The following is a 20,908-nucleotide window of genomic DNA, read 5'->3' as shown; positions in this document are numbered from 1 at the left end:
CTATGTTTTATTTCAGTAAATGCTCTGTTAATGCTTTGTGGGTGATTTTATCGCCACAATCAGAACATCATCATCATCCACGGATAACCGATCACCAGTAAAGCAATCAGGAAGATGGCACCAAAGATAGTTCCGAGACGCCAGTAATCTTTGGTTGGCAGATAACCGCTGCCGTAATAAATCGGGCTTGGGCCGGTACCGTATGGCGTGATGATCCCCATTACACCCAGAGAGGTCACCATCAGCAGGCAGAATACCTGCATATTAATACCCGGAATGGCGGCACCAATAGTCAGCATAGCCGGTAAAAGCGCGGTGGTGTGCGCCGTGGTGCTGGCAAACAGGTAATGCAGCAGGTAGAACGCCAGCAGCAGGGCAATGGTCGCCGCACCCGGGGAGATTCCGCCCATCAGCGCAGCGCCTTCTTTACCCAGCCATGCGATGAAACCGGTGCGGGACAAGCCGTCAGCCAGTGCCACCAGCGTGGCGAACCAGGCAAAGGTGTTCCAGGCTGGTTTGTTGCTGGTGATATCGTTCCAGTTCAGAACACCGGTCCACAGCATCAGCACCACAACCAGCAGAGCGGCCATCGCCGGTTCAATGAAGCTTGCAGCGAAAATCCACATCGCCAGCGCACAGCACACGAAGACCAGCAGCAGAATTTCATGACGGGACATTTTGCCCAGTTTCGCCAGCTCAGCGGTCGCCCAGCGCGGCACTTCGTCATTGATTTTCACTTCCGGCGGATAGAACCAGTACGCCAGCAGCGGCATGGTCAGCAGAAGTAACAGACCGACCGGCAGGAAGGCGATGAACCACGTGCCCCACGAAATGTTGATACCGGTTACGCTGTTCACGATGCCCAGCGCCAGCAGGTTAGGTGCCAGTGCGGAAAGGAACATGGAACTGGTGATACAGGCTGCGGTGATCGCCACCCACATCAGATAAGAACCGATTTTACGGGCACTCGGGTCGTTAGGTTTTGAGCCGTACAACGGGGGCAGGTTAGCAATGATCGGGTATATTGTGCCGCCGCTGCGCGCAGTGTTGGAAGGCGTGAACGGTGCCAGCAACAGGTCCGCAAAGGTGATGGCGTAACCGAGCGTCAGGCTGCGGCGACCCAGATATTTCACCAGGATCAGCGCCAGACGGCGGCCAAACTGGGTTTTATCGTAGCCGGCGGCAAACATGAACGCACCGAAGATTAACCAGACGGTTGAGTTACCAAAACCACTGACCGCCCATTTAAAGGCCTGTGCTGCGGTTTTGAATTTAGGATCCGCCAGCTCAGCCGGGCTGAACAACAACCACTGGCTGAACAGGGCGATAATCACCACACCGGTGAGGCCGATAACGGCACCCGGTAATGGCTCGAAGATCAGACCAACAATGACGCCCACGAAGATGGCGAAGAAATGCCATGCATAAGGTTCAAGCCCGGCAGGAACCGGAACCAGCAGCAATAGCACGGACACCAGCACCGGAAGTGCCAAGAAGATCCAGCGATTTTTTTTGCCGGGTTCGGCTTTTTTCGCTGGCTCTTTCACCGCAGTTTTTGTTATTTCGCTCATAATATTTATCTTAGGTAGTTAGGAATATTGTGATGATGCATAGGTAAAATGTTGTTTGGTTTTTTTAGTTACTTAATCATTTTTTTAGTTATTCAATAGTGGCATGTTAATTGCCTCGTTATTGTTATTTTTGTCAGGTAACTCTTATTCCCAGTAAGAGGGAGGCAATGTTTATATAATGCGATTTCCCTATTTTTAACTGTTGATCTTGATCAACAAAATACGGGGCTGAATTGTTTTTTAAATGGAATAAAACAAAAGAGCAGGCTTTGCTGATTAATTAAGACGTGATTTGGGGCGGCTATCTCTTGCACAGAGTCTGTGAGGAGTAGATAAGCAAAAACGGAGTAGGCCAAATGAGAGTCATTCACAGTAAGATGCTGCAACAGCGAGTGATCCTCTGGCCGTCTTCCGCCACTTGCCAGCGGCTGAAGTTCGTGAACTGCAAAAGGATAAGGCCCGGAGGATGTAATAATATTCTCATCAGTTAAATACAATTACGCTGGGAGTTTACAGTAATGTGATTATTTAATTTACCCGTTAACATAATTTTAATCTAACAGGCATTAAGTTAATAGATAAATAGTTAATTAACTAATGTAAGAGGTTTAGAAAGTAAAAATAGAACTATATTAATAAGCATGATTCCGGCTCTGAAATAATACAACGAATAATAAATAAACATTTCATCACGCTTCACAAAATAGCGCGCCGGTGACGAATTCAGATTTAAAACCTTAAAGTTTGGAGTCACTATTATGAGCAACAACGATCTGCTGTTAAGCCCGTTTACTTTACCCAATGGTACTGTGCTGAAAAATCGCATTCTGATGGCGCCAATGACCACCTGCACCGGCTTTTATGACGGCACCGTGACCGGCGAACTGGTCGAGTATTACCGCGCCCGCGCCGGCAGCATCGGGACTGTTATTGTTGAATGCTGTTTTGTGGATGACCGTGGCCTGGCTTTCCCTGGCGCTATCGGTATCGACAATGACGCCAAAGTAGACGGACTGGCGAAAATCGCCGCCGCTGTGAAATCTCAGGGTTCTAAAGCCGTATTACAGATTTATCACGGCGGGCGCATGAGCGAGCCGAAACTGATTGGCGGCCAGCAGCCTGTCGCGCCAAGTGCGCTGGCGGCTCCGCGTGAAGGTGCCGCCACACCGGTGGCACTGACCGCCGAAGAAGTAGACGGCATGATCGCCAAATTCGGCGAAGGCGTGCGTCGCGCGATTGAAGCCGGTTTTGACGGTGTAGAAATCCACGGTGCCAATACCTATCTCATCCAGCAATTCTTCTCCCCGAATTCCAACCAGCGTGACGATAAATGGGGCGGCAGCCGCGAAAACCGTGCCCGCTTCCCGCTGGAAGTGCTCGAAATTACACATAAGATGGCGAAGAAATACGCCGATGATTCTTTCATTATCGGTTACCGCTTCTCGCCGGAAGAGCTGGAAGAACCGGGCATCCGTTTTGCCGACACTATGTATCTGCTGGAACAGCTGGCGGCGCGCGGTCTGGATTACCTGCATTTCTCCCTCGGTTACTCGCTGCGACCTTCCATTATCGATACCACGGATCCGACGCCGCTGATCGACAAATATGTTGCGATGCGTTCGGACACACTGGCAAAAATCCCGGTGATGGGCGTGGGCGGTATCGTCAACAAATCTGATGCGGATCTGGCGCTGGAACACGGCTATGACATGGTCGCCATCGGTAAAGCGTGTATCGCTTATCCGGACTGGACTGACCGTATCGCTGCCGATCAGAAACTCGACCTGTTTATCGACAGCACGCAACGCGAAGCGCTGACCATCCCTGAACCGCTGTGGCGCTTCTCGCTGGTGGACGCGATGATCCGCGATATGAGCATGACCTCGAAGAAATTCAAATCCGGTGTGTTCCAGGAAAAAGTGCAGGATCCTGCGCGTGAGCTGGCGGTAAGCGTCAGTCTGGAAACCGACCGTATTGCCGATATCGCGCTGGAAGCGGGGGCAGATCTGGATGTGGAATTCACCACCAGTTTTGAAATTATCCGTACCCGTATTCTGGACGCCAACAGCCCGCACGTGGATGCGGTGACCGGCGCGACAGAACAGAGTGAAGCGGTTAAAAAAGCGGTGTCCAAAGCCATCGCAAAATCCTGCAAAGCGCAGTTGCTGGAAGAGGGCGGCAGCCTGAATGAGCCACAGAACTATGATGTTGTGGTTGTCGGCAGCGGCGGTGCAGGTCTGGCGGCAGCGATTCAGGCGTGTGACGAAGGGGCGAAAGTCCTGATCGTCGAGAAAATGTCGACCATCGGCGGTAACACCATTAAAGCGTCGGTTGGTATGAACGCCGCAGAAACCCGTTTCCAAAAGCTGAAAGGTATTGAAGACAGTAAAGAACTGTTCTATCAGGAAACCCTGAAAGGCGGCCAGTTCAAAAACAATACCGTGTTGCTGAAAGAGTTCATTGAGCGTGCGCCACAGGCGGTGGAATGGCTGGCAGCACACAACATTGAACTGAGCGATATCACCATTACCGGCGGGATGAGCATCGACCGTACTCACCGTCCGGCGGACCGCAGTGCAGTGGGCGGCTTCCTGATAAGCGGTCTGGTGAAAAATCTCAACAAACGCAATATCGACGTGATGCTCGACACCTCTGTGACTGAAATCCGTTATGCAGAAGGCGCGGTTCAGGGCGTGAATCTGCTCAATGATGAAAACGAAGTGCAGGTGGTTAACGCGAAAAGCGTGATTGTCGCCACCGGCGGTTTCAGCGCCAACCGCGATATGGTCGTGAAATACCGCCCTGAGCTGGATGGCTTTGTCACCACTAACCATAAAGGCGCGACTGGCAGCGGTATCGCCATTTTGCAAAACATCGGCGCAGGAACCGTCGATATGGGCGAAATTCAGATCCACCCGACCGTGGAACAGACCACATCTTATCTGATCTCCGAAGCTATTCGTGGCGGTGGTGCGATTCTGGTCAGTCAGGCGGGCAAACGCTTCTTCAATGAAATGGAAACCCGCGACAAAGTGTCCGCGAACATCATCGCGCTGCCGGAGAAATTTGCTTACGTGGTGTTTGATGAACAGGTTCGCCTGAACAACAAAGCGGCTGACGAATACATTGCTAAAGGGTTTGTGATCAGCGGCAACTCGCCACGCGAACTGGCGGCTAAACTGGAAATGAACTCAGACGCCTTCCTCGCCACGCTCGAAAGCTACAACGTGGCTGTGGATAAACAAGATGACGCCGAGTTTGGCCGCCGTACCGCGCTGCGCCACCCGATCAATCAGGGGCCGTTTTACGCCATCCGTATCGCGCCGGGCGTACACCATACGATGGGCGGCGTGACAATCAACACTGAAACCTGCGTGCTTGATGCGCAGCAACAGGTGCTCGGCGGCGCATTTGCGGCGGGCGAAGTGGTCGGGGGTATCCACGGTGGTAACCGTATCGGCGGCAACGCCGTTGCAGATATCATTATCTTCGGTATCCTTGCAGGACAGAACGCCGCGAAATTCGCGATGCGGTAACCGTTATCACGCAAGGTAATACAATGACGCCAGACTCCCGTATTTATGCTTATTCCGCTGTTTTGATGGGCTCGCCCATTCTTCTCAAGCTGTTTGAACATAACGAGAGTCTGGCGTCTGGCGTTTTCAGGCTGATCAAATTGCAGGAAAGCACCTTCACGGTGAATCGCCCGCATTCCGATATTATGGCGATTAACCATGCCGCCGGACGTGACCCTGTCACCGTCAGCGAGCCGGTATTTGAATTAATCCGTCGCGCAAAAGCCATCAGTTGCCTGCCAGACAGCAGTTTCAATTTCACTATCGGCCCGCTGGTTAAGCGCTGGAAAATCGGTTTCAGCGGGCACAGCATTCCTGCCGCGCAGGATTTACAGACGCTGTTGTCGCTGACAAATCCCGAAGACGTGATCCTCGATGAACACACCCGTTCGGTGTTTCTGCAACAGGCAGGAATGGAAATCGATCTCGGCGCGATTGCCAAAGGGTATATCGCGGACGTGGTGCGTGATTATCTGCGGGATCAGCAGGTTGAAAACGCGTTGATCAATCTGGGCGGTAACGTGCAAACGCTCGGTGCGGGTGCTGAAGGGGCGTGGGCGATTGGCCTGAAAAAACCATTTGCTTCGCCGGATGAACTGATTGGCGTGATCAACGTCACCGGTAAATCAGTGGTCACTTCCGGTATTTACGAACGTTATTTCGAGCTGGACGGCCACCGTTATCATCACATTCTCGATCCGAAAACCGGCTACCCGCTGGATAACGAACTGCTCAGCGTGACCATTATTTCTGAAGATTCGATAGACGGGGATATCTGGACGACGCTGCTGTACGGAATGGGCGTGGAGAAAAGTCTGGAATATCTGAAGCAAATTCCGCACATCGAAGCGGTATTTGTCACCCACGACGGGCAGATTATTTTGTCATCACAGCGGCAGTTTGCTTTCACGCCGCTGGATGACAGTTACCGGATCACGACTTACTGACCCGATTTACTGACAGTACTGCTTTAACAGCGAATAGTGATCGGCCTGCAAACGGTAGCGGTAAACCGGACGACCGGTCACGCCGTAATGAATGCTGGTGAAAAGAATGTTCATCTGCGCCAGCCAGATCAGGTATTTACGGCATGATACCCGCGAGATATTCACCGAACTGGCCAGTTCATCCGTGGAAAATTCCATGGTCGGATGGGCATCAATCCACTGACACAGCGTGCGTAATGTCTGCTGCGTTAAGCCTTTCGGTAGCTTTTTGGTATCCACTGCGGCAGGATTACTGCCGTGGATCAGCCGGTCCACATCTGACTGCTCGTAATATTGCTGATTATCCATCAGCGTTTTTTTCTGCTGCCAGCCGGTCAGCGCTTCCTCAAAACGGGAAAACTGGAACGGCTTAATCAGATAATCCACCACGCCGTAGTTCAGCGATTTTTTGATGGTTTGGGCATCAGCGGCAGACGAAATCACAATCACGTCGATGGGGCGCCGCGCGTTGCGCAGTTCTGGCAGCAAATCCAGCCCGTTATCCTGCTGCATATACACGTCGAGCAAAATCAGGTCGATAGACAGCTCTGAATTCAGAACTAAATCTTTCGCCTGTTGCAGCGTCGACGCCGTGCCGCAGCACGTGAAGCCTTCTATCTGGCCAACATAACAGCGGTTCAGCTCTGCTACCATGGCGTCGTCATCAACTATCAGCACATTGATCAAGAACTTGTCCTCTCCGCATCCCAGGGAAGTTGTACAAAAAATTGGGTGTAAACATCGGGCTCAGATTCGACATTAATCGAACCTCCCAGGCTTTCGACCTGCTGTTTAGCCAGGAACAGCCCCATGCCACGCTGGTCGCCTTTCGACGACACCCCTTTTTCAAAAATGGTCTCAATATTTTCCGGCTGAATGCCCGGACCATCGTCGCTTACGATGCACGCCAGCTGCCCGTTCTGATAATGCAGCAGCACGCTGACTTCGCCGTCAGGTTGCTCACCGAGCGCATCCAGCGCATTTTCAATCAGATTACCCAACACGGTGATCAGCGCCGCGACCTGATCTTCATTATTGTTGTCCGGCAGCAGGCTGTCATCGCTGAGCGTCAGCAGATGGCGCGTATCAGAGGCGCGGTTAATCTTGCTCAGCAGGAAACCGGCAATGACCGGAGACTTAATTTTCAGCAGCAGGGAACCGATTTCCGCCTGATAGTTATTGGCGGTTTTGAGGATGTAATCCTCAAGCTGCGCATAACTTTTCATGTGCAGTAATCCGAGGATCACATGCAGTTTATTCATAAATTCGTGCGAGCGTTCCCGCAACGAATCCGCATAGTTTACCATGCCGCTCAGGCGCTGCATTAACTGGCTGATTTCGGTTTTATCCCTGAAGGTACAGATGGCGCCGATAATAACGCCGTTGTTACGCACCGGCACCGTGTTACTGAGCAGTAAACGGCCTTTGAAATTGATCTCTTCGTCGCGGCGCGGAACACCGGTATTCACCACATCCCGCAGATTAGCGATCAGCGGCAAGGTGTTTTCGTCCGGCGTCACGTCTCTGGCGGTTTCCTGAAATATCTGACGGGCAGTCTGGTTGATCAATGTGACATGCGCCAGATCGTCTACGGCGATGACGCCTTCTTTGATCGACTGCAACATTGCCTGACGCTGTTCGAACAGCGTCGAAATTTCATAAGGTTCCAGCCCGAACAGAATGCGTTTGAGCATGCGCACCAGACAGTACGTGCCCAGCGCGCCGACAATCATGCCGAACAGCACCGTCCACAGAATGCTCCAGCGGCTTTTGTTAATTTGTTCGGTGACTTTGACCAGCGAAATCCCGATGGCGACCACGCCGATTTGCTTATGATTGTCGTCGTAGACTGGCGTGAAAACGCGCAGCGCTTCGTCGAGCGTGCCCTTATTAATCGAGACGTTCTCTTTGCCGAGCAGCGCCGGATTGATGTCATCACCGATGAAATGATGACTGATCACATCGGTATTCGGATGCGAATATCGTATGCCGTCCATATTGGTGACCACGATAAACAGCAGGTCGTTGCGCTTTTGTACCGAACTGGCGATCGGCTGAATGATATTGCTGTCAGGCGGTAAAAGCAGGGCGCGTTTGGTTTCCGGTAAATCCGCCATCGTGCGGGCGACAGCCAGCGCTTTATCTTTTACGCCGTCACGGGTGGTGTCGCTGACCTGCACAAAATAAAGCATATGCACGACCAGCAACACGGAGGCAATCACCGCGCTGACCATCAGAATGACTGAGGTGCTGAGTTTCATGGTGTGCTTGCGCACGGGATGGCGTTGCTGCGTGTCGCTCATGGGAGCCCCGGAAAAGAGCCAAATGCTCATTGGTAATTTCTGACAGTTCGCGTTGTTCGTCCGGCGTCATTGTGCTGAACACTGCGTGAACCAACCCTGTTCACGCATAATGATATGTCTATTTGTCTGATACTTCCGCTATTTAATACTTTCAAAAGTGAGTCAGGCGCTACAGGCGCGTCAATAAAAAGGCCTGAATCTCTTCAGGCCTTTTCTTTGTATTTTGTTTACTGATTACTGGAAGTAGATGTCGCCGTTTTCAGCTTTGAGGATTTTGCCGTCGGTATCGGTTATCAGCGCGTAGCTGCCGCCGATATAAGTCCAGTGGCTGCCTGCATCCGGTGCAGGTAAATGACGTTCCTGCCAGCCGACGATTTCGTAAGGCTTGGTGCGGTACAGCGCCGGAACCTGGTCGCCAATCGCGTAGAGTTTGGAATCATCGTAGAACGATTTGATTTCATGCGAGTTTGACGCAGCAAACGCAGTATTAGCCAGAGGTAACAATGAAGAAACAACCAGGGCAGATAACAAAACAATTTTAGAATGACGCATAGATTATCCCGTTTAAAACCATCAACTTAATGCGTGCTTCGGTGATATGCTGCCAGTCCGTTGTATGAGTCATAAAGCCAAAGCCTGTGCTTTTTCTGTAGGACAGGATAATAACGAGAAAGTGTCCTGATGGCGGGACCTTTTTTTGTGTCGAAATGCAAATGGATGCGTGGAAAATCCGGTCACCTGCCAGATTCTTCTCCGGCTTTGTAAAGTTTTGAGACAATAAATTACCGCCGCTTTGTCCTTGAAAACAGGGCGCTATATCCGCAATCCGTCATTCATTTTTGTGTCTGCTAATCCGTCTGCCAGTGATTACATATCCTTTAAGCACCTTCTCAAACAAAAGAAACCCTTATGCGCAATAAACGGATCTTTACCTGGTCGTTCATGACCGGTTTTGTCATTGGTGTGATCGGGCTGGCCTATCTGGTGCTGGGCGGATGGCTGGCGGCTATAGGAGGTTCACCCTGGTATGTGCTGTTTGGCGCGGGGTATCTGCTGAGCGGCATTTTCATGGCGCGCCGCCGCACTGCGGGGATATGGCTGTACTTGCTTACTTTTATCATCTGTTGCATCTGGTCGTTGTGGGAAGTCGGATTCGACGGCTGGCAACTGATGCCACGGCTGTTCGTGATGGCGCTGCTGGGTATCTGGTGCAGCATGCCGTGGATCACTCGTGCGGTAATGGAAGACGGCAAACATCAGCGTGCAGGCATGTTTAGCGGGCTTGTCTATGTCGTCGCGATTATCGGAATATTTTACAGCGGCTGGCAGGTGACAGGGTCACGGTTTGTGCATCATCAGGCCATTCCGGCGCAGTCTGGCACGACCGCTGCCACCGCGCAGGACGGAAATGACTGGCGTTTTTATGGCCGGACCGAGGCCGGTCAACGTTACTCACCGCTGACTCAGATTTCGCCTGCCAATGTCAGCCAGCTGAAACCCGCGTGGGAATATCATTCCGGCGACGTGATGCGAAAGGGCGAAGATAAAGGGGGGCGTGAGTTCAACTTTGAAGTTACGCCCATCAAAGTCGGTAATTCATTATTTATCTGCACGCCACACCGTCAGGTAATTGCACTGGATGCTACAACCGGCAAACAACGCTGGAAGTTTGACCCTAAATCTGACACTTCCGCTAATGAATATCTGGCCTGTCGCGGCGTGGCGTACAGTGAAACGCCGGATGATGCCGTTTGTCCGGCAAAAATCATCGCCACGACCAGTCAGGCGCGGATGGTGGCGCTTAATGCGCAGACCGGTCGGCCGTGTACTGACTTCGGCCAGCAGGGTTACGTCAGTCTTACGGACCATATGGGCGACGTGCCGCCGGGTTTCCATTTTATCACCTCGCAACCGATGGTCATGGACGGGCACATCGTGCTGGGTGGGTGGATCTATGATAATCAGTCAACCGGCGAGCCTTCCGGCGTTGTCCGTGCTTATGATGTGAAAACCGGGCAGTTGTCATGGGCCTGGGATATGGGCAGAAATCCGCAGAATGCGCCTCTCAAACCGGGCGAAGTGTATACGCGGGGCACACCAAACGGCTGGGGAACATACACAGGTGACCCGAAACTTGGGCTGATTTACATCCCGCTGGGCAATGCGACACCGGATTACTACGGGGCGAAACGCCGTCCGTATGATGAGAAGTATTCGAGTTCGGTCGTGGCGCTGGATATTCATACCGGTGAAGAACGCTGGCATTTCCAGACCGTTCATCACGACGTCTGGGATTTTGACTTGCCGATCGGCCCGACGCTGGTGGATTTGCCCGCGCCGGATGGTACTACGGTCCCGGCGCTTATCCAGACTACCAAAATGGGGCAATTATTCCTGCTCGACAGACGTACCGGTAAGCCGCTGGCGCAGGTTAACGAAAAACCGGTGCCGACTTCCCCGTCGCTGCCGGGCGAGCATCTGTCTTCGACACAGCCGGATTCCGTGGGGATGCCCAATCTGTCTCCGCCTGATTTGAAAGAGTCTGACGCCTGGGGCGCTACGCCGATTGATCAGTTGTATTGCCGCATTCAGTTTAAAAGCGCCCGTTATCAGGGGCAGTTCACTCCACCGGCTGAAGGGAAATCCATTGCGTATCCGGCTTTTGATGGCGTGATGGACTGGTACGGCGCTTCGGTGGATCCCATCCGCCATGTCCTCATTGCCAATACCAGTTACATACCTTTCACGATGGAACTGAAAAAATCCGCTGATGCCATCAAAGAAGGGCTGATGCAAAAATGGGCGGGTTGGGCGAGTCATGAGCCTTACCCGAAACCGAAAGATTTTTCCGTCGGGCCGCAGTACGGCACGCCGTGGGCCGCGATCGTCAAGCCGTGGCTCAGTTTCCTGCAAGCGCCATGTAATGCACCGCCGTGGGGGAAAATCGTCGCAATTGATCTGAACACCCGAAAAATTGCCTGGGAAAGACCGGCAGGGACAACGCGGGACATGAATATTTTTGGCACGCACACCAATGTTCCGCTGCCCACCGGAATTTTCATGATGGGTGGCAATGTGATCACCCAAAGCGGTCTGATTTTCACCGGGGCCACGGCCGATAACTATTTCCGGGCATTTGATGAAACAACCGGTCAGGAATTGTGGCGTGCGCGACTTCCTGCGGGTGGTCAGGCAACGCCAATGACGTATACCGGCGCTGACGGACGCCAGTTTGTGGTTATTGCGGCGGGCGGTCATGGCGGGCTGGGTACGACTTCCGGCGATGCGCTGATGGCTTATGCATTACCGGCTAAGTAGGGATTTCAGCATGCTCGTTAACCTACAAAGTGCACAGTTATTTCAGAACTGTCCGTTAGTGCATGTGGAGGCCACGATTTCTTCTAGCCTTAAAGTTCACTCATTTTTCAAATAAGGAATGTTTATGAGCAATCACAAAACGATTCCCGAATCACTCAATGCCCCTCATGTGGACGCATACCCGACGCCGCCGTTTGAACACCAGAAACAGCCGTTTCCGGGACTGGCTGGCAAAATGAAACCGGTGCCCGATCACGGTGAGAAAACGTATAAAGGCAGCGGCCGGCTGAAAGGGCGTAAGGCTCTGATCACCGGTGGTGACTCCGGTATAGGTCGTGCGGTGGCGATAGCATTCGCCAGAGAGGGCGCGCAGGTGGCGATCAACTATCTGCCTGATGAAGAGCCGGACGCGAAAGAAGTGGTGGATTTACTCTGGAGTGAAGGGCTGAAGGTCGTCGCCATCCCCGGCGATATCCGCGATGAGAAATTCTGTCAGCAACTGGTGAAAGAAGCCGAAGAGAAGCTCGGGGGACTGGATCTGCTGGTCAATAATGCCGGTCGTCAGCAGTTTTGCGATTCGATTAAGGATCTGACGACAGAAGCCTTTGACGCCACGTTTAAAACTAACGTCTATGCAATGTTCTGGATAACCAAAGCGGCGCTGGCATTCATCCCGCGCGGTGGGTCGATCATTAATACATCCTCGGTTCAGGCATTTTTACCGAGCGACAATCTGCTCGATTACTCCCAGACCAAGGCGTCTATTGTGGCGTTCACCAAAGGGCTTGCCAAACAGCTGGCGCCGGATGGCATTAGAGTAAATTCGGTGGCACCGGGGCCTTACTGGACGGCGTTACAGATTAGTGGTGGTCAGCCGCAGGAAAAAGTCGAGAAGTTCGGCGAGCAGGCACCGCTGAAACGTCCGGGGCAACCGGCGGAAATTGCCGCGATGTATGTCACGCTGGCCTCGCAGGAAAGCAGCTATGCCTCCGGTCAGGTCTGGTGCTCCGACGGCGGTACCGGCACGCTTTAACACTCAGAAAGCACCGGTAGAGTCTGCCGGTGGCGTCGTGGTTTGAGGGGATAACTCTGCGGAATATTCCTATTTTTCATCACTCCACCAAAGTCGCCTCGCGGACAACGTAAAGCAAGCTATGATTGATTCATCTGTACCACGCTACAGATAACCACTGCATTTAATCCTTGTGTCCGTCTGTGATTGCCCGCCTTCGAGCGGGCTTTTTTTTGGGATTTTTTTGCAGGATGCGGTTAAAAAAGGCGACTTTCTGCTTGAAATTACTGGAAATAACTATCAACAATGAGAATAATCTAATTATGCTATATTTAAGTTAATGATTACTTCTTAATGCCGGACTCATCACATGCCAGATATCAGGATTGTCTGCGAGCAATGCGGCTCAGACCGCTTTGTCGCCAGCGCGAATACCCCTTTCGCTGAACAGGTAAATTCTATTGTCTGTGCCGTTTGCTCTCATCCAGTCAGAGTCGATGAAGTCATCATCTTTAAAGAAGGCACCTACATCAGCGGGTCCTACGATAATTTCCCCGGCAGTCCGTCCCGAATGAATGATTTTGATATCTGATTTTATCATTCCCTGGCTGCCCATTCCTCCGGTGTCAGCGTCTTAATATCGAACTGGTCGCGCGTTCGGGTGTAAGTATGGCCACCCATTCTTCCGACAGCGTCCATCATCTGCTGGTCGATATGCAGATTCGATGAGTCAACCGCATCGCTTCGCACATAAACCCCCAGCACTTCACCGAGAATAATCTCCCGCGCTGGCCCCACCTGAAGCGTGGTGTGACGACGGCATTCCAGCGCCGCAGGGGCCGCAAGAATACGCGGGCTTCTGACCATCAGCCCCGGTGTAGTATCCAGCCCGGCTTCTTTAAGTTCATCGACCTCTGGCCCGAATTTTATGGCACAGATTTCCATCTGCCTGACCAGCGCATCGTCTACGATGTGAACCGTAAACTCGCCGGTTTCACGGATGTTACGCGCAGTGTCCTTAAAGCGCATATCAGCATAATTCTCGACGCCGATCGCCACAATCGCCGGGTCATGCGTCAGCACATTGAAAAAGCTGAACGGTCCTGCATTCGGTACGCCGTCTTTACTGACAGTCGTGACCAGCGCGACAGGGCGCGGGATCACGGTGCCGATGAGAATTTTATAACGTTCACGTTCCGTCAGCTGTGCAAAATCAAAATGAGTATGTGAAGAAGGTCGGGTCATATCAGTTCCCTGCGGCGATACGGTGGGTTTCAAGCGGCGTATGGTGGCTTAGATTTTCAAAACCGTTTTTAGTGACAACGTAACAATCACCGATATTACAGCCCGCCGACAGTGGCTCAAGCCATTGGGTATGCAGGACAAACACCATGCCTTCTTCCAGCAGGTCATAGTTATGTGATGAAATATTAAAACTGTTCTGTGCGCCAGCCATACCAACGGAATGCCCGAGGTTAGGATTGTGCGGGCCATGCGTCGCCGGATACACATGCATCAGCTTGCGCCCCTGCGCTTCCCAGTCGATATCCTGCACATACTGATGCGGGATCAGCCGCGCGTCCCCGTCCGGCATCGGTGCCCAGTTATACGGCATCGTCCTCGCCTCAGGTGAAGTCAGCATGCCGCGTTCAATCATCGGGCCGAAGGCGGCATTGTTAATATCGCGCATCAGCGCGCCCGGTCGGATCAGCTTCTCAGCGCGTTTTACCCCTTCGGTACAGGCGGCGAGCACGTCTTCCTGATGTGGCGTGATATCACCGACGGCAATCATTCTGGCCGTTTGCGCGGTATAGCCCCGGCAGGTTACGTTGGAAATATACAGGTTAATCAGATCACCGGGACGCACCACATGCCCGTAGGGTTTGCCGCAATGGGTACCAAACTCATTGATACCAATCTGATAACCGTCGCCGGTTTCGCCGCCGGCAGCCAGCTGAGCAAAAGAAAACGCTGCGTAGATTTCATGGTCTGTCACACCCGGTCTGGTGACATGATAGGCGGCCTGCGTCCCGAGACTGATCATCTGCGCCGCGCCACGGAATAATGCAATTTCGCGTGGTGAACGCACCTTTTGCAGGCGATCCACAATGGCGTTATCAGCCACGAATTTGCATTTTGGCGTCAGTGTTTCAAGCGCAGCCCAAAATGTCAGGGATGTCCGGTCGCCAATCTTGCCAATCTGTGCCGCAGTCAGCCCGAAGCGGGCCAGTATCTGCGCGCATTTCTCCGCTGTTTTAATCACGGAATCCCCCGGACGGTCGGAGTATTCGCGCCCGATCGGCCCGATTTGCCAGATTTCATCCACCAGCACCGGTTCACCGCCGGGTGGCAACAACACCGATTGGGTAAAGAATGAGAGCAGTACCAGCGGCTGGTCCGAATCGGTGGGGATAATCAGCACGCCTTCGCGCATCCAGTCGCAGATATAACGCAGGTACGCATTGGATGCATGGAACCAGCCGACGCTGCCGGCGTGAACCACAATCGCGTCGTGTCCGGCTTCGACAGCCTGACGGCGTATTTTACGCAGACGTTCTTCGAACTCTTCAACCGGTAAAGGAAGCGGGGCGATGAAATCGAAATCTGGCTGGAAATCTGCCAGTAAATGTCCGATACGGGAGCCTTTGGCCATCGTCGGATGAGTGTTCATAGGGTGTTCCTTACGTCAAAAATGAGTCAGTGAGTTATGAGTTTTCAGGTACGGGGCGTGGCGCAAGAACCCGCCGGGCAACCAGCAGGCCGAGCAACGTCACGGCAATGAGGATCCCGGAAATAGCGGCCACACGCACATCGAGCGATTCTTCAATCAGCGCGAACATGCGCAGAGGAAGTACCGTGGTTTTCGCGTCCGCAAGGAACAGTGAAACCGAAACGTTGTCGAGTGACTGGATAAATACCAGGAACGCACCGGCCAGGATCCCCGGTAATAACAGCGGCAATGTGACGCGGCGCAGGGTCATAAACCAGTTGGCGCCCATCGTTGTGGAAGCTTCCGCCAGTGAAGGATTGATCCCCTGTGCGACCACCGACGCCGCGCGGTACATCAGCGGGCCGAACACCACCACATGCCCGATCACCGTGAGCCACAGCGACGGCTGAAAGCCGATAAAATTCGCCACAATCAGCGCCGCCAGTCCATAAACCAGACTGGGCAAAACCAGCGGAGCAAGCAGCAGCGGTTCGATGGTGCTGACGCTGCTGCGTTTCATACGGGTCATACCGATGGTCGCGGGCACCGCAAACAGCAGGGCGCCGAGCACTGCCAGACCGGCGATTTTCAGCGAGTTCCACGCCGCGGTCTGTTCTGTGGCTGAACGAACCGGGTCCAGCAACGCTTCGTACCAGCGCAGGGAAAAGCCCTGCGGCGGATATTTCAGTGTCTGACCGGAGGTAAATGACATCATCAGGGCGATAACAATCGGTGCCACCAGATAGATGACACACAACGTGCCGAAGCCATACACAAACAGTTTATAGAGCAGCGCCGGAAGCGGATTTTCGTATTGTTTACGCATGGCCGACCAGTCTCCTGTGGCGTGAAATCATGGTGAGCGCCACCAGCAGGCAGCCCGTGGAAAGCAACAGAACCACGGCGATTGCCGAGGCCAGCGGCCAGTCGAACAGCGTGCCGACTTCGCGATAAATCAGTTGCGGAACATACACATTTCGCGCGCCGCCGATCACCGCCTGAGTGACGAAAGAGCTGCTGGTACTGGCAAACACCAGGATCCACCCCGCCAGTAAACCCGGCAACATCAGCGGCAGTAGTACGGTGACCAGAATGCGCCACGGGCCGGCGCCCGACACCTGTGCCGCTTCGGTGAGCTGATACGGCGTCCGGGAAAGAATGGCAATCAGCGGCAAAATGATTAGCGGCAGGTCAATCTGACACATTGCCATCACCAGCCCGAGTTCGGTAAACATCAGGCTGGTCGGCATCCCGGTAATGCCCATAGACATCAGCGCCTCGCTGATCGGCCCCTGACGCCCGAGGATCACTATCCAGGCAAACGTGCGGACTACGTTGCTGGTCAGCATTGGGATCAGGGTCAGGAAAATCAGGATCTGCCGAAGATTGCGTCCGCCATGCCAGTAAAGCAGGGCAATCGGAATGCCCAGCAGAGTGGTGCCGATAACGGTTTCGATACCGAGACGCGCGGTGTTGATCAATACGCGAAAATTGAACGCATCCCCGAAGAAACGGGCGTAATGATCCAGCGTTGCTCCGCCGTGTCCGGTGAAGCTGAAACCGACCAGGACGGCAAGTGGCGTCGCAAAAAATGCCACGGAAAGCAATAACATCGGTACGACGTAAGGGAAGCCGCTCTGCTTCATCATTTCACCTCAGCCTGCAACCAGAGTGTCGAACTGGCGGATCCAGTCATCACGGTTTTTGTTTATTTCAGCCCAGTCCGGATAAACCAGCGTTTTAAGCTGTTCGCGGGTGACATACGCGGAAATCGCCGGAGTCAGTGCCACGTTTTTGTTGGTCGGGAACATCTCGGTCGGCGGCAGTTCAAGCTGCTGCTGCGCGGATTGAGAAATGGCGGCATCCATATAGGCGTAAGCGGCGTCCAGATTCTTGCTGCCTTTGGTCAGATGAATATTGACCGGTGCGGCCGGTGATCCGCTTTCCGGATGCACAAACTCTGCATTCAGACCAAGGCTTTTCAGGCGCGCCACGTTGCTGGTGCTGCACATGAACACCGCGATTTCTCCTTGCTGGAACAGCGTCATCTGATGGTTAGTGCTGTCCACCACGCCTTTGAGTTGCTCGGGATGTTCTCTGAAAAGTTTAAATACCGCCGCCATATCCGCAGGACCTTTGCCGTAAATTTTGGCGATTTCGGTGTAGGCCATCACGGCGGTATTCGAGGCAAAACCGGTCCATGACACCAGCCCTTTGTAGGCCGGATTTTCAAACAAATCGCGGTACCCTTTTGGACGCGGCACCAGATCCGGATTATAGGCAATACCGTTCACTTCTACGGTCACGGTCGGGCCGTATTCGCCCTGGAATGACGGGTCAAGCAGGTGCCAGTTTTTAAGTCTGGACGGGTCAATTTTCTGAATAAGATCGTTCTGAATCGCAATCGTCATTTGTCCTGGCGACATCAGCAACGTGTCGTAAGGCGGATTGCCGGGGCTGGCCATGATTTTAGCCAGCTGATCCTGTGCCATAGCAGGCGCGATGGTCAGATCAAAGCCTTCCTTTTTCAGTACCGGCGTAAGCACGTTGCGATAAGCGTCTTCCCAGTTTCCGGGGAAAGTGGCCGCGACCGCGCTGCCGCTGGCCGCCGGACTGGCAGCGCGTAACGGGAAGGGCAGCATTGTGGAGGCCGCGACGCCCGCCATGAGATAACCGAACCGGCGACGACTGATTTCAAAGTCTTTCATAAAGTTCACCTCTGTTTATTCACTGATGAATTCCGGTTCAGCCGGAAAGGCATGACACCTTGCGGTATCAATTTCTGCAAAAAGTTGTGCTCCGGGTTCCGGGATAAAGGTCGACGGGCCTCTGACCTCAGATGCGCGCAAACTGGTTCCGTCCTCGAGAACCAGCTCATGGACCAGCGAAGGTCCGAGCGGCACTGAAACCGTCATCCGCGCCGGTTGGGTGTTTTCTCCCGGCAGTGCGGTTAAACGGACTTCTTCCGGACGGAAGGTAATAGTGACCCGGGAACCCGGAGTGAAATTCAGACGGCGCGGCAGGCGAAGCAGCCGGTTATCCGGCAGGCCGATCACAGTGGTATCGAGTTCAAAACGCAGTACCGTGCCGTGCAGAAGATTGGCCTGCCCGATAAAGGTATTCACGAACAGCGTTTTGGGACGGTCATATACCGTCATCGGCGTATCGATTTGTTCGACGTTGCCTTTATTCATCAGCACCAGACGGTTCGCCAGACTTTGTGCTTCCTCCTGATCGTGGGTGACGATAAGCGTGGTGATACCGAGCGTTTTTTGCAGATGCAGCAGTTCGACCTGAAGATCGAAACGCAACGCGCGATCCAGTGCGCCGAAGGGTTCATCAAGCAGCAGGAGAGAAGGACGACCGGCGATAGCGCGGGCGACGGCAACACGTTGCTGCTGTCCCCCGGATAATTCACGCGGCAGGCGGTTGCCAAAATCATTGAGCCTGACCAGTGACAGCATTTCCTCCACACGCTGTTTACGTGCTGCACGGGAAATCTGCTGGCAGGCCAGCGGATAGGCGATGTTCTCGGCCACGGTCAGATGCGGGAATAACGCATAGTTCTGGAACACCATGCCGATCCCACGTCCTCTTGCTGAAACATCTGCCAGATCTTGATTACCCAGCACGATCTTTCCGTTCTTCGGCTGAATAAGCCCTGCGATAGCCCGCAGTACGGTTGATTTTCCACAGCCGCTCGGCCCCAGCAACGCAACAATTTCGCCCGCTTCAATTGAAAATGACACATCACTGATGGCGTTCTTTCCACCGTAACTGTGAGTCAGGCCCTGAACGTTCAGGCGTTTGCTTTCAGTGGTGTTTTGCATGTCTGACATAAGGCTTCCCGGATCTGAGTCGTGTGCTTGAAGATGAAAAAGCAAGCAGCGTGCCAGAATGGAGTAAGCCAGACAGATCATATTTTAACTCATTGAAAGATAATGTTTAAATCCTTATTTATGTATTCGCACGCAGATGGTTAAAAAAATAAACCGTGATATTCGCATATCTTGTAGCATTGCAGATACGCCATTATGGTGCATTGTATTAACCATTTTGGTGCGAATGTTGATATTTTAATGCGAAATAATATTCGAATATCCTTTCGAATGTTAGTGGTTGTAATTAAATTAATGATATTTAACGTAATTAAAGAGTTTTTTTGGTTATGTGTTTGCACTGGCATATGATTTGCAACATTCATATTTCAACGACTCAGCCAGAATTTGCACCCACTTTTTGGCAGCACACGACTCCGGAGCACTGTATGAAATTAGGCATCGACGGGCAGAAACTGCCTGAAGTAAAAAAGCGCGGGCCATTGGGCAGCCTCGACTATGTAAAGGAACTGGGGCTGGAAGGCATATTTTTCAGCACAGTATTAGATATGAGCCCGACGCTGGATGCAGGAATGCTGCGGGAGATTCGCGCCAAAGCGGACGATTTAGGTCTGTATCTGGAAAGTGGTCTGGGCAAAATAAACCCTTATTGCAGCGCAGAAGCCCCGGAATTACGGGCGATTGGAGAGGGCGACATTATTGCGGGTTTCACCCGAATGATAGAAGCCAGCGCGGCGATTGGGTGTCGCGAGATGTGGGTTTCGCCCGGAAATTTTAAAGGAGAGTACCGGGGACGTCTGGCGGTAGATCGTTTTCGAACCGATGTCAGCTGGGATGAACAATTGCAGGGCATCGGCAACGTGCTGCTCAAGCTGGCGCCTGTAGCGCGGGCTCATGGCGTCCATATGAATATTGAAACGCATGATGAAATCACCTCTTTTGAGATCTTGCGCCTGATTGAAAGAGTGGGGGAAGATTGTGTCGGCGCGGTGCTGGATACCGCCAATATGTTGCAGCGCGGGGAACATCCGGTGATGGCGGCGCAACGGCTGGCGCCTTATATCCGCCAGACTCACATAAAAGATGCCTGGGTCGGACGTGCACCCGGCGGTCTGGATTTTCAGCCGCGCGCCTGCGGACAAGGTGTGGTTGATTTCAGTGCTATTTTGCCGATTCTCGCTAAGGCGAATCCTGACCTGAATTTGTCGCTGGAAATCAACCAGTCAACGGATGATAAACGCCGCCAGCCCAATCCGCGCCAGTGTATTCAGATTGACGATCCGCTCTGGCGTGCTGATCATCCGGATCTGAATGCGGCGGAGCTGGAAGACTATTTCACTATGATTGATGAAGGTGAAAAACGTGTGGCTGCAGGTGAAATCCCGGACTGGGAAGAATTTGAAAGTGCGCAATACGGTTATCCGACCTATGAAAACCAGTCTTATGGCCTGCAGGAAGCTACCCGGTTTATTCAGGACTCGGCACGCTATATCCGCGCTATCTGCGAGCGGAAAGGCATAATAATGAGCTGAAGAACTTCTGTGCAAATAACCTGAACCCTTATTCAGTGTTTGCGCAGAAAGATTCTTATCGG

Annotated in this window: 16 protein-coding genes; 6 read left to right on the top strand and 10 right to left on the bottom strand. The window is 52.9% G+C overall.

Translation table 11 applies throughout. The annotated features are described in order from the left end of the window. Nucleotides 1–59 precede the first annotated feature (59 nt). Nucleotides 60–1,571 (bottom strand): anion permease, encoded by a 1,512-nt coding sequence (locus J1784_RS18305; protein ID WP_120508790.1) that lies wholly within the window; start codon nucleotides 1,569–1,571, stop codon nucleotides 60–62. 758 nt (nucleotides 1,572–2,329) lie between these two features. On the opposite strand from J1784_RS18305, the gene J1784_RS18300 reads away from it, so the two are divergent. Both J1784_RS18300 and J1784_RS18295 read left to right on the top strand, forming a co-directional pair. Next, nucleotides 2,330–5,107, top strand: a complete 2,778-nt coding sequence (locus tag J1784_RS18300) for a flavocytochrome c (protein WP_217150360.1) — start codon at nucleotides 2,330–2,332, stop codon at nucleotides 5,105–5,107. 23 nt (nucleotides 5,108–5,130) lie between these two features. Next, complete coding sequence (locus J1784_RS18295; protein WP_217150359.1) at nucleotides 5,131–6,093, top strand: FAD:protein FMN transferase; 963 nt, start codon at nucleotides 5,131–5,133, stop codon at nucleotides 6,091–6,093. Nucleotides 6,094–6,099: 6 nt separating this feature from the next. Here J1784_RS18295 and dcuR read toward each other — a convergent pair whose 3' ends face one another. From dcuR to J1784_RS18280, 3 genes are all read right to left on the bottom strand, one after another. Next, nucleotides 6,100–6,819, bottom strand: a complete 720-nt coding sequence (gene dcuR / locus J1784_RS18290; protein WP_120508793.1) for a two-component system response regulator DcuR — start codon at nucleotides 6,817–6,819, stop codon at nucleotides 6,100–6,102. Continuing rightward, nucleotides 6,816–8,435, bottom strand: a complete 1,620-nt coding sequence (locus J1784_RS18285; protein ID WP_217150358.1) for a sensor histidine kinase — start codon at nucleotides 8,433–8,435, stop codon at nucleotides 6,816–6,818. The genes dcuR and J1784_RS18285 overlap by 4 nt, the downstream gene beginning before the upstream one ends. Nucleotides 8,436–8,669: 234 nt before the next feature. Beyond that, complete coding sequence (locus tag J1784_RS18280) at nucleotides 8,670–8,987, bottom strand: RcnB family protein (RefSeq protein WP_120133393.1); 318 nt, start codon at nucleotides 8,985–8,987, stop codon at nucleotides 8,670–8,672. Nucleotides 8,988–9,344: 357 nt separating this feature from the next. Here J1784_RS18280 and J1784_RS18275 point away from each other — a divergent pair, with 357 nt between their 5' ends. From J1784_RS18275 to J1784_RS18265, 3 genes are all read left to right on the top strand, one after another. Further along, complete coding sequence (locus J1784_RS18275) at nucleotides 9,345–11,753, top strand: membrane-bound PQQ-dependent dehydrogenase, glucose/quinate/shikimate family (protein ID WP_217150357.1); 2,409 nt, start codon at nucleotides 9,345–9,347, stop codon at nucleotides 11,751–11,753. Nucleotides 11,754–11,877: 124 nt separating this feature from the next. Further along, nucleotides 11,878–12,786 (top strand): SDR family oxidoreductase, encoded by a 909-nt coding sequence (locus J1784_RS18270; RefSeq protein ID WP_120508795.1) that lies wholly within the window; start codon nucleotides 11,878–11,880, stop codon nucleotides 12,784–12,786. A 349-nt stretch (nucleotides 12,787–13,135) separates the two neighbouring features. Then, entirely contained in the window at nucleotides 13,136–13,357 is a 222-nt protein-coding gene (locus tag J1784_RS18265) for a hypothetical protein (protein WP_120508796.1), read from the top strand. A 5-nt stretch (nucleotides 13,358–13,362) separates the two neighbouring features. On the opposite strand, the gene J1784_RS18260 is transcribed toward J1784_RS18265, so the two are convergent. Genes J1784_RS18260 through J1784_RS18235 form a run of 6 tightly spaced genes read right to left on the bottom strand, consistent with a single transcriptional unit; the run spans nucleotide 13,363 to nucleotide 19,314 of the window. Continuing rightward, entirely contained in the window at nucleotides 13,363–14,010 is a 648-nt protein-coding gene (locus tag J1784_RS18260; RefSeq protein ID WP_217150356.1) for a flavin reductase family protein, read from the bottom strand. Between the two features lies 1 nt (nucleotide 14,011). Beyond that, entirely contained in the window at nucleotides 14,012–15,436 is a 1,425-nt protein-coding gene (locus J1784_RS27005) for a M24 family metallopeptidase (protein WP_217150355.1), read from the bottom strand. Between the two features lie 34 nt (nucleotides 15,437–15,470). Then, the gene (locus J1784_RS18250; protein ID WP_217150354.1) at nucleotides 15,471–16,301 is read right to left on the bottom strand and encodes an ABC transporter permease; all 831 of its coding nucleotides are present in this window, start codon (nucleotides 16,299–16,301) and stop codon (nucleotides 15,471–15,473) included. Further along, a complete protein-coding gene (locus J1784_RS18245) occupies nucleotides 16,294–17,124 on the bottom strand; it encodes an ABC transporter permease (RefSeq protein ID WP_238485586.1) in 831 nt (276 codons plus the stop codon). The genes J1784_RS18250 and J1784_RS18245 overlap by 8 nt, the downstream gene beginning before the upstream one ends. A gap of 6 nt (nucleotides 17,125–17,130) precedes the next feature. Further along, nucleotides 17,131–18,183 (bottom strand): extracellular solute-binding protein, encoded by a 1,053-nt coding sequence (locus J1784_RS18240; RefSeq protein ID WP_120508800.1) that lies wholly within the window; start codon nucleotides 18,181–18,183, stop codon nucleotides 17,131–17,133. 15 nt (nucleotides 18,184–18,198) lie between these two features. Next, nucleotides 18,199–19,314, bottom strand: a complete 1,116-nt coding sequence (locus J1784_RS18235) for an ABC transporter ATP-binding protein (RefSeq protein ID WP_208645996.1) — start codon at nucleotides 19,312–19,314, stop codon at nucleotides 18,199–18,201. A gap of 428 nt (nucleotides 19,315–19,742) precedes the next feature. Here J1784_RS18235 and J1784_RS18230 point away from each other — a divergent pair, with 428 nt between their 5' ends. Continuing rightward, the gene (locus J1784_RS18230) at nucleotides 19,743–20,846 is read left to right on the top strand and encodes a sugar phosphate isomerase/epimerase family protein (RefSeq protein WP_217150353.1); all 1,104 of its coding nucleotides are present in this window, start codon (nucleotides 19,743–19,745) and stop codon (nucleotides 20,844–20,846) included. The last annotated feature ends 62 nt before the right edge of the window (nucleotides 20,847–20,908 follow it).

It is taken from the genome of Rahnella ecdela, from assembly GCF_019049625.1.
Lineage (GTDB): Bacteria > Pseudomonadota > Gammaproteobacteria > Enterobacterales > Enterobacteriaceae > Rahnella > Rahnella ecdela.
This window is presented reverse-complemented; position numbering and strand designations above follow the sequence as displayed.

Coding starts and splice junctions, on each gene's coding strand:
- J1784_RS18305 (WP_120508790.1), bottom strand. CDS start 1,571: ATGAGCGAAATAACAAAAACTGCGGTGAAAGAGCCAGCGAAAAAAGCC.
- J1784_RS18300 (WP_217150360.1), top strand. CDS start 2,330: ATGAGCAACAACGATCTGCTGTTAAGCCCGTTTACTTTACCCAATGGT.
- J1784_RS18295 (WP_217150359.1), top strand. CDS start 5,131: ATGACGCCAGACTCCCGTATTTATGCTTATTCCGCTGTTTTGATGGGC.
- J1784_RS18285 (WP_217150358.1), bottom strand. CDS start 8,435: ATGAGCGACACGCAGCAACGCCATCCCGTGCGCAAGCACACCATGAAA.
- J1784_RS18280 (WP_120133393.1), bottom strand. CDS start 8,987: ATGCGTCATTCTAAAATTGTTTTGTTATCTGCCCTGGTTGTTTCTTCA.
- J1784_RS18275 (WP_217150357.1), top strand. CDS start 9,345: ATGCGCAATAAACGGATCTTTACCTGGTCGTTCATGACCGGTTTTGTC.
- J1784_RS18270 (WP_120508795.1), top strand. CDS start 11,878: ATGAGCAATCACAAAACGATTCCCGAATCACTCAATGCCCCTCATGTG.
- J1784_RS18265 (WP_120508796.1), top strand. CDS start 13,136: ATGCCAGATATCAGGATTGTCTGCGAGCAATGCGGCTCAGACCGCTTT.
- J1784_RS18260 (WP_217150356.1), bottom strand. CDS start 14,010: ATGACCCGACCTTCTTCACATACTCATTTTGATTTTGCACAGCTGACG.
- J1784_RS27005 (WP_217150355.1), bottom strand. CDS start 15,436: ATGAACACTCATCCGACGATGGCCAAAGGCTCCCGTATCGGACATTTA.
- J1784_RS18250 (WP_217150354.1), bottom strand. CDS start 16,301: ATGCGTAAACAATACGAAAATCCGCTTCCGGCGCTGCTCTATAAACTG.
- J1784_RS18245 (WP_238485586.1), bottom strand. CDS start 17,124: ATGATGAAGCAGAGCGGCTTCCCTTACGTCGTACCGATGTTATTGCTT.
- J1784_RS18240 (WP_120508800.1), bottom strand. CDS start 18,183: ATGAAAGACTTTGAAATCAGTCGTCGCCGGTTCGGTTATCTCATGGCG.
- J1784_RS18235 (WP_208645996.1), bottom strand. CDS start 19,314: ATGTCAGACATGCAAAACACCACTGAAAGCAAACGCCTGAACGTTCAG.
- J1784_RS18230 (WP_217150353.1), top strand. CDS start 19,743: ATGAAATTAGGCATCGACGGGCAGAAACTGCCTGAAGTAAAAAAGCGC.